The 7,817-nt window shown below is 72.1% G+C and carries 9 protein-coding genes and 1 pseudogene; all 10 read left to right on the top strand.

Features of this window, described 5'->3' with window-relative positions:
* Positions 1 to 213 precede the first annotated feature (213 nt).
* Positions 214 to 729, top strand: a complete 516-nt coding sequence (locus VFN12_RS11250) for a shikimate kinase (RefSeq protein WP_325118772.1) — start codon at positions 214 to 216, stop codon at positions 727 to 729.
* Complete coding sequence (gene aroB / locus VFN12_RS11245) at positions 722 to 1,819, top strand: 3-dehydroquinate synthase (RefSeq protein ID WP_325118771.1); 1,098 nt, start codon at positions 722 to 724, stop codon at positions 1,817 to 1,819. The genes VFN12_RS11250 and aroB overlap by 8 nt, the downstream gene beginning before the upstream one ends.
* Positions 1,816 to 2,256 (top strand): type II 3-dehydroquinate dehydratase, encoded by a 441-nt coding sequence (locus tag VFN12_RS11240; protein ID WP_325118770.1) that lies wholly within the window; start codon positions 1,816 to 1,818, stop codon positions 2,254 to 2,256. Before aroB ends, VFN12_RS11240 begins: the two co-directional genes overlap by 4 nt.
* Before the next feature lie 92 nt (positions 2,257 to 2,348).
* The gene (locus tag VFN12_RS11235) at positions 2,349 to 3,179 is read left to right on the top strand and encodes a class I SAM-dependent methyltransferase (protein WP_325118769.1); all 831 of its coding nucleotides are present in this window, start codon (positions 2,349 to 2,351) and stop codon (positions 3,177 to 3,179) included.
* A 101-nt stretch (positions 3,180 to 3,280) separates the two neighbouring features.
* On the top strand, positions 3,281 to 4,072 hold the full coding sequence (locus VFN12_RS11230) for an SIMPL domain-containing protein (RefSeq protein WP_325118768.1): 792 nt from the start codon (positions 3,281 to 3,283) through the stop codon (positions 4,070 to 4,072).
* Positions 4,073 to 4,122: 50 nt separating this feature from the next.
* Positions 4,123 to 4,686, top strand: a complete 564-nt coding sequence (gene efp / locus VFN12_RS11225) for an elongation factor P (protein WP_325118767.1) — start codon at positions 4,123 to 4,125, stop codon at positions 4,684 to 4,686.
* Between the two features lie 13 nt (positions 4,687 to 4,699).
* Complete coding sequence (gene nusB / locus VFN12_RS11220; protein ID WP_325118766.1) at positions 4,700 to 5,110, top strand: transcription antitermination factor NusB; 411 nt, start codon at positions 4,700 to 4,702, stop codon at positions 5,108 to 5,110.
* Positions 5,103 to 5,915, top strand: a complete 813-nt coding sequence (locus VFN12_RS11215; RefSeq protein WP_325118765.1) for a DUF1206 domain-containing protein — start codon at positions 5,103 to 5,105, stop codon at positions 5,913 to 5,915. Before nusB ends, VFN12_RS11215 begins: the two co-directional genes overlap by 8 nt.
* A 25-nt stretch (positions 5,916 to 5,940) precedes the next feature.
* A complete protein-coding gene (locus tag VFN12_RS11210; protein ID WP_325118764.1) occupies positions 5,941 to 7,287 on the top strand; it encodes an NAD(P)/FAD-dependent oxidoreductase in 1,347 nt (448 codons plus the stop codon).
* An 86-nt stretch (positions 7,288 to 7,373) separates the two neighbouring features.
* A pseudogene (locus VFN12_RS11205) lies at positions 7,374 to 7,817 on the top strand (hypothetical protein); the annotation flags it as partial.

Here is a 7,817-nt window from a genome sequence, read left to right as displayed (position 1 = left end):
CCTGGTGCTCGCCGACGCCGTCCTGGAGAAGTTCGGCGGCGACTCGGTGCAGGAGACCCGGCGCAACGCCGAGGGCTACCTCGACACCCTGAGGTTCCGCTAGATGACTCACCCCACGGAACCGCTCGCTGCGCTCACGCTTGACACCCCACGAGAACGCTCGCTGCGCTCCCGTTCCCGCAGGGACCCCGAAAGACTTCCGCGGGGACCCCGATGAGCCCACGCGTCGTCCTGGTCGGACCGATGGGTGCCGGCAAGACCACCGTGGCCGCGCTCCTCGCCGAGGCCTGGGGGGTCGCGGCCCGGGACACCGACGCCGACGTGGAGGCCGCCGAGGGGCGCACGATCTCCGACATCTTCGTCGACTCCGGAGAGGCGCGGTTCCGCGAGCTCGAGCGGGCCGCGGTGAGCGATGCGCTCGCCGAGCACCACGGCGTCCTCGCGCTCGGCGGGGGAGCGGTCCTCGACCCGGTGACCCGCGACCTCCTGCACGGCCACCCGGTCGTCTTCCTGCGCGTGGGGCTCTCCGACGCGGTGAAGCGGGTCGGGCTCGGCTCCGCCCGGCCGCTCCTGCTCGGCAACGTGCGCGGGCGGATCAAGGCGCTGCTCGACGAGCGCACCCCCATCTACGAGCAGGTGGCCACCCACACGGTCGACACCGACGGTCGCACCCCCGAGGACGTGGCGCTGGAGGTCAGGGAGCTGATGGGGGAGGCCGCGCATGAGTGACACCGTGCTGCACGTCGGCGGCGCGTCGCCGTACGACGTCGTGGTGGGCCACGGCCTCGGCCACCGGCTGCCGGCCGTGCTGGGCGACGCCGTGCAGCGGGTGGCCGTCGTCCGCCCCGCGGGACTGGCCGGGATGGTCGAGTCGTTGCGGCCTGCCCTCGCCGGCTACGACGTCCTCGACCTGGCCGTGCCCGATGGTGAGTCGGCGAAGACCGCCGAGGTCGCCGCCGACTGCTGGAGGCGGCTCGGCGAGGCCGGGTTCACCCGTTCCGACGCGGTCGTGGCCGTCGGGGGTGGCGCCACCACCGACCTCGGTGGGTTCGTGGCCGCGACCTGGCTGCGCGGCGTCCGCGTCGTCCACGTGCCCACCACCCTCCTCGGCATGGTCGACGCGGCGGTCGGCGGCAAGACCGGCATCAACACAGACGCGGGGAAGAACCTGGTCGGCGCGTTCCACGAGCCGGCGGGCGTCCTGTGCGACCTGGAGACCCTGGCCGGGCTGCCCCGCGACGAGCTCGTCGCCGGCCTGGGCGAGGTGGTCAAGTGCGGCTTCGTCGCCGACCCCGCGATCCTCGACCTCGTCGAGCAGCACGACCCCTCGGCCCTGACCCCCGGGTCGTCGGTCCTGCGTGAGCTCGTGGAACGCGCGATCCGGGTCAAGGTCGAGGTCGTGACCTCCGACCTGAGGGAGACCGGTGGCGCCGACGGGCATCCGGGACGCGAGGTGCTCAACTACGGACACACCCTGGCCCATGCCGTCGAGCGCTCCGAGGGTTACGCCATCCGGCACGGGGAAGCGGTGGCCATCGGCTGCGTCTACGCCGCCGAGCTGGCGGCGATCGCCGGCCGACTCGCTCCCGAGGCAGTTGCGAGGCATCGCGCCGTTCTGGACCGGGCTGGCCTCCCGACGACCTACGATCGAACAGATTTCGAGACTCTCCACGAGGTGATGAAGGTGGACAAGAAGGCACGCGGCTCGCAGCTGCGCTTCGTGGTGCTCGAGGACATCGCCGTGCCGGCGATCCTCGCGGGACCCTCAGAGGCCGACCTCCGGGCGGCGTACGACCGGATCAGGGGAGGCCGCGCATGACGCGGAAGGTGCTCGTCATCAACGGACCCAACCTGGGGCGCCTCGGCCGCCGGGAGCGCGAGATCTACGGCGACAAGTCCCACGGGCAGCTCGTGGAGCTCTGCCAGGAGTGGGGCAGCGCCCTCGACCTGGAGGTCGAGGTGATGCAGACCAACCACGAGGGCGACATGATCGACTGGCTCAACGAGGCCGCCGACGACGAGACCCCCGTGGTGCTCAACGCCGGCGCCTGGACCCACTACTCCCTCGCCCTGTACGACGCCTGCGCCCAGCTGACCGCGCCGATGGTCGAGGTGCACATCTCCGACCCGGCCCGACGACCCGAGGAGTTCCGGCACACCTCGATGGTGACCCCGCATGCCGTCGAGGTGATCGCGGGGGAGGGCATCGACGGGTACCGGCGCGCGCTCGAGCGGATCGCCGCCGACGGGCAATAGCCCGGTCGGGTCTGGTGGCCCGGGGGGATGCCCACCTACCGTCGACGGGAACCCGGCCCGGTGGAGGCCGGAACCTGGGAGGGTGAACGGGCATGACCAATCAGATCGAGATCGACGAGGCGGATCGCGCGCTCAAGGAGAAGCACCGCGGCATGTGGGCGCTGGGCGACTACCCGGCCGTCGCCAGCGAGGTGATCCCCGAGCTCGGCCCGGCCCTCGTCGCGGCCTGCGGGATCTCGGCGGGTGACCGCGTCCTCGACGTCGCTGCCGGTTCGGGCAACGCCGCCATCCCGGCCGCGCTCGCCGGAGCCAGCGTGGTCGCGAGCGACCTCACGCCCGAGCTGTTCGACGCCGGGCGGGCAGCGGCAGACAGGGCCGGGGTCGAGCTGGAGTGGCGGCAGGCCGACGCGGAGGCGCTGCCCTTCGCCCACAGCGAGTTCGACACGGTGATCTCCTGCGTCGGCGTGATGTTCGCGCCACACCACCAGCGCAGTGCCGACGAGCTGGTGCGGGTCTGCCGGCCCGGCGGGACGATCGGGCTGATCAGCTGGACGCCCGAGGGCTTCATCGGACAGATGTTCGCGACCATGAAGCCGTACGCGCCGCCGCCGCCACCGGGCGCCAGCCCGGCCCCGCTGTGGGGCGACGAGGACCACGTCCGTGAGCTGTTCGGCGACCACGTCACCGACCTCGAGGCCCGCCGCCAGGAGGTGCGGATCGGCAGGTTCGGCAACGCCGAGGCCTTCCGCGACTTCTTCAAGAAGAACTACGGGCCCACCATCGCCGTCTACCGGAACCTCGGCTTCGACACCGAGCGGGTCGCGGCCCTCGACCAGGACCTGGTCGACCTCGCCCGCCGCTTCGGCGCCGACGACGGCACCATGCGCTGGGAGTACCTGCTGGTCACCGCACGTCGTACCTGACGCCTCCGCCGGGCGCGCCGACGGAACCCGTGCGCGCCCGGTCCCGTCCCACCTGACGAGTGCCCCGGACGGTCCGGGGCGACAGGCGGGAAGAGGTAGACATGCGTGGCGACGTGACCGTGAGTGTGCGCAGCCTCCTGCTGGCCGGGCTGGTGGGGCTGGGGCTGGTGACGGCGTACCTGCTGGGCGCGCAGGGCGATGCGGTGGTGGCGCCGGCGAGCGCCACGCCCGGGACGCAGGAGGGCACGACCGAACGGCGCGTGGTCAGCATGGTCGGGACCGGCGAGGCGAGCGCGGTGCCCGACCAGATCTCGTTCACGCTGACCGCAGGTGCGAGGCGGCCCGACCTCGACGACGCGATGACCGCCTCCAGCGCCACCATGCGGCGTGTCCTCGCCGAGCTCGGGAAGCACGGTGTGGACAGGTCGGACGTCCAGACCACCGGCCTGTCGATGCACCCGGAGTACGCCTACCACTCCTACGCGCCGCCGACCCTCATCGGCTACCGGGTGACCCAGCGGGCCCAGGTCACGGTCGAGGAGCTGGCCGAGGGCGGTGCCGCCATCTCCGCCGCGGTCGAGGTGGGCGGCAACGGCGTACGCGTCGGCGGCATCCGGCTCGGTGTCGGCGACGCGGATGCGCTGCTGGCGAAGGCACGGGACGCGGCGGTCGAGTCCGCCAGCGCCAAGGCCGAGCAGTACGCCGGCGCCACCGGCCAGACCCTCGGCGAGGTGGTGAGCATCCGCGAGCTCGGCCGCCCGGCGCAGCCACGTTCCCAGTCGCTGGCACTGACCGGCGTTCTCGAGGCCGCCGACAGGGCCAAGGCGATTCCGATCCGGGCTGGCAGCGACGACCTCGAGGTGCGGATCCAGGTGGTGTGGGCCCTCGAGTAGGCAAAATGGCGAATAGGGAGTCCCGACCCGGGCGCTATAGGCTCGCGCGCATGGCAACGACGAACGACCTGAAGAACGGCATGGTGCTCAACCTCGACGGCCAGCTCTGGCAGGTCATCTGGTTCCAGCACCACAAGCCCGGCAAGGGCGGTGCCGTGGTCCGCACGAAGCTCAAGAACGTCGAGTCCGGCAAGACCGTCGACAAGACCTTCAACGCGGACGTCAAGGTCGACGTGGCCAACGTCGACAAGCGGACCATGCAGTACCTCTACAACGACGGAACGTCGTACGTCTTCATGGACACCGGAACCTACGACCAGCTCGAGATCGAGCCCGAGATCGTCGGGGACGCGCGCAACTTCCTCCTGGAGAACCAGGAGGCGATCGTCGCCACCAACGAGGGGCGCGTCCTCTACCTCGAGATGCCGGCGTCGGTCGAGCTGGAGATCACGTTCACCGAGCCCGGCGTCGCCGGTGACAGCGCGACCGGCCGGACCAAGCCCGCCACGCTCGAGACCGGCCACCAGATCCAGGTGCCGCTCTTCATCGGGCAGGGCGAGAAGGTCAAGGTCGACACCCGCGACTCGTCGTACCTCGGCCGCGTGAAGTCATGAGGACGAACGCCTGATGGGAGCTCGCTCCAAGGCCCGCAAGCGGGCCCTCGACATCCTGTACGCCGCCGAGCTGCGCGGTGAGGAGCCGACCTCCGCCCTCGACCGGGCCATCGCGGCCGGCGAGGGGCCGACCAACGACTACACCGCCGACCTGGTGCGCGGCGTCGCCGGGCACCGCGCGCGGATCGACGAGCTGCTGGCCGACTACTCGGAGGGCTGGACCCTGGACCGGATGCCGGCGGTCGACCGCAACGTGCTCCGGCTCGGCGTCTTCGAGTTGATGTGGGCCGACGACGTGCCCGACGCGGTCGCGGTGACCGAGGCGATCGCCCTGGTCCGCGACCTGTCCACCGACGAGTCGCCCGCCTTCGTCAACGGCATCCTCGGCACGATCCTGCGCAGCAAGCCGAGCCTCCATGGCTGACCTCTCCGACCAGATCGGCCGCAAGGCCGACCAGAGCGACTGGGTCGACCACGCCGTCCGGGTCGGGCTCGTCGCCTACGGCGTCGTCCACCTGCTCATCGGGTGGCTGGCCATCCAGCTGGCCCTGGGGGACCACAGCGGGACGGTCAGCAGCCAGGGTGCCCTGCACCAGCTCGCGGGGGAGACCCTCGGCCTGGTGCTGATCTGGCTGATCGCGATCGGCATGGTGCTGCTGGTGCTGTGGCGGCTGCTCGAGCTGGTCGCCGGTCACCGGGACGCGGACGGTGCCGACCTGTGGCGCAAGCGTGCTGCCGATGTCCTGAAGATGGGCATCTACGGCACGCTCGCGCTCAGCGCCTTCTCCGTGGCCCTCGGGGACAAGGGCGGCGGGTCCGGCACCGACACCTACTCGGCCCAGCTGATGAGGCTGCCGTTCGGGGTCTGGCTGGTGGGTGCCTTGGGGCTGGCCATCATCGGGTACGGCGTCGCCCAGATCTGGCGCGGTCTCAGCGAGAAGCACGCCAAGCACCTCAAGGCCGAGGGGAAGACCGGTGACGCCGGGTCGGCGTACCTCCTGCTCGGCAAGATCGGGTACGTCGCCAAGGGGATCGCGGTCGGGCTCGTCGGCGGACTCTTCGTCTATGCCGCGATGACCCATGACCCGAAGAAGTCAGGTGGGCTGGACGCGGCACTCCAGCAGGTGCTGGCGCAGCCGTTCGGTCCGGTGATGCTGGGCGCCATCGGCCTGGGCGTGATCTGCTACGGGCTGTTCTGCTTCGCGAGGGCCAGGCACCTGTCCCGCTGACCCCACGACCCGGAGGGTGACCGATATGACGACACGTGACGTCGACGTGGTGGTGCTCGGACTCGGTCCCGGCGGTGAGCACGCCGCGATCAAGCTGGCGCGGGCGGGCCTGGACGTGGTGGCGATCGAGAGCCGCCTGGTGGGCGGGGAGTGCCCCTACTACGGCTGCGTGCCGTCGAAGATGATGATCGCCGCCGCCCACCAGATCGCCGAGGTGCACCGGGTCCCCGACTTCGGCGGCACCGCCCAGGTGCAGCCCGACTGGTCCGCGGTGGCGGCCCGGGTGCGGGACGAGGCCACCGACGACTGGAACGACGCCGCGGCGGTCGAGCGGCTGGAGGAGTCGGGGGCGCGGTTCGTGCGTGGCCACGGCCGGCTGACCGGCCCCGGCCGGGTCGAGGTCGACGGGACGACCTACGTCGCGGACCGGGGCGTGGTGGTCAACACCGGCACCGAGCCCGCCGTGCCCCCGATCGACGGGCTGGCCGACACGCCGTACTGGACCAACCGGGACGTGGTGCGGCTGGCCGAGATCCCGGGATCCGTCGTGGTGGTCGGCGGCGGGCCGATCGGGTGCGAGCTCGCCCAGGTCTTCTCGCGGTTCGGTGCCCGGGTCACCGTGGTCGAGGCGCTGGACCGACTGGTGGCGGCGGACGAGCCCGAGGCGTCGGAGGTGCTGGAGCGAGCCTTCGCCGGTGAGGGGATCCAGGTGCTGACCGGGGCGAAGGTCGAGTCGGTGTCGCACTCGGACGGGTCGTTCACGCTGAAGATCGAGGGCCAGGAGGTCGAGGCGGAGAAGCTTCTCGTCGCGGCCGGGCGGCGCGGCAACCTGGTCGACATCGGTCTCGAGGCGGTGGGGCTGGACCCGGGGGCCAGGCAGGTGGAGACCGACGAGCGGATGCGCGCGGGGGAGAAGCTCTGGGCCGTCGGAGACATCACCGGCAAGGGGGCCTTCACCCACGTGTCCATGTACCAGGCCGCCGTCGTCGTCCGCGACATCCTCGGCGAGGACGGGCCGTGGGCCGACTACCGGGCGGTCGCCCGGGTGACCTTCACCGAGCCGGAGGTCGCGTCCGTCGGCCTCACCGAGGCGCAGGCCCGCGACGCCGGGACCGTGGTGGCCACGGCCACCGGAGACCTCGGGGCGCGCGGCTGGCTGGCCAAGGCGGAGGGGGTCGTCAAGCTGGTCGCCGACCGCGACCGGGGAGTGCTGGTCGGCGCCACGGTGGTGGGGCCGGCCGGGGGCGAGATCCTGTCGATGCTGGTCACCGCCGTGCACGCGGAGGTGCCGATCGCCACGCTGCGTCACATGCACTTCGCCTACCCGACCTACCATCGTGCGGTCGAAACCGTCCTCGACGACCTGGTTTAGCCCGGTCGTGGTGAGGTAAAGGTGTGAGGGGTGCGCCGTGCCCGGTGTCCGCGCGCCCGTGTCGATGTGCATACGGAGGAACTCGGATGACCCAGGAGCACCCCCACCGAGGCGGGCTGGAGCCCGACACCAGCGAACGCCTCTACACCGCGGACGACCTGGCCTCCTACACCGCGTCCCGGCTCCGTCCCGAGGCTCCGCTGCCCCCGGCACCCCACGGCGACCCCCTGACCGACCCGATGCCCGGCACCGAGCCGGCTGCCGAACCCGCTGCCGGGGCCCCGCCCGCGGCACACCCTGCGACCGACGCGCCGGCGGCCGAGCCGGCGCCACCACCGGAGGCGGCGCCACCCGCCCAGGAGGCTAGGCCGGAGGCTCCGGCTCCGGCTCCGGCTCCGGCTCCCGCGGAGCCCGAGCCTGCCGAGCCCGAGGTACGCCGGTTCATGACCGCCACCGACTTCCTGGACCGTCGCGCCGACCAGGTCGAGCGCGGTCCGGCGCGGTGGGGCTGGCGCGGCCGGGTGCGGCGC

This window comes from Nocardioides sp., from assembly GCF_035703625.1.
Classification (GTDB): domain Bacteria; phylum Actinomycetota; class Actinomycetes; order Propionibacteriales; family Nocardioidaceae; genus Nocardioides.
This window is presented reverse-complemented; position numbering and strand designations above follow the sequence as displayed.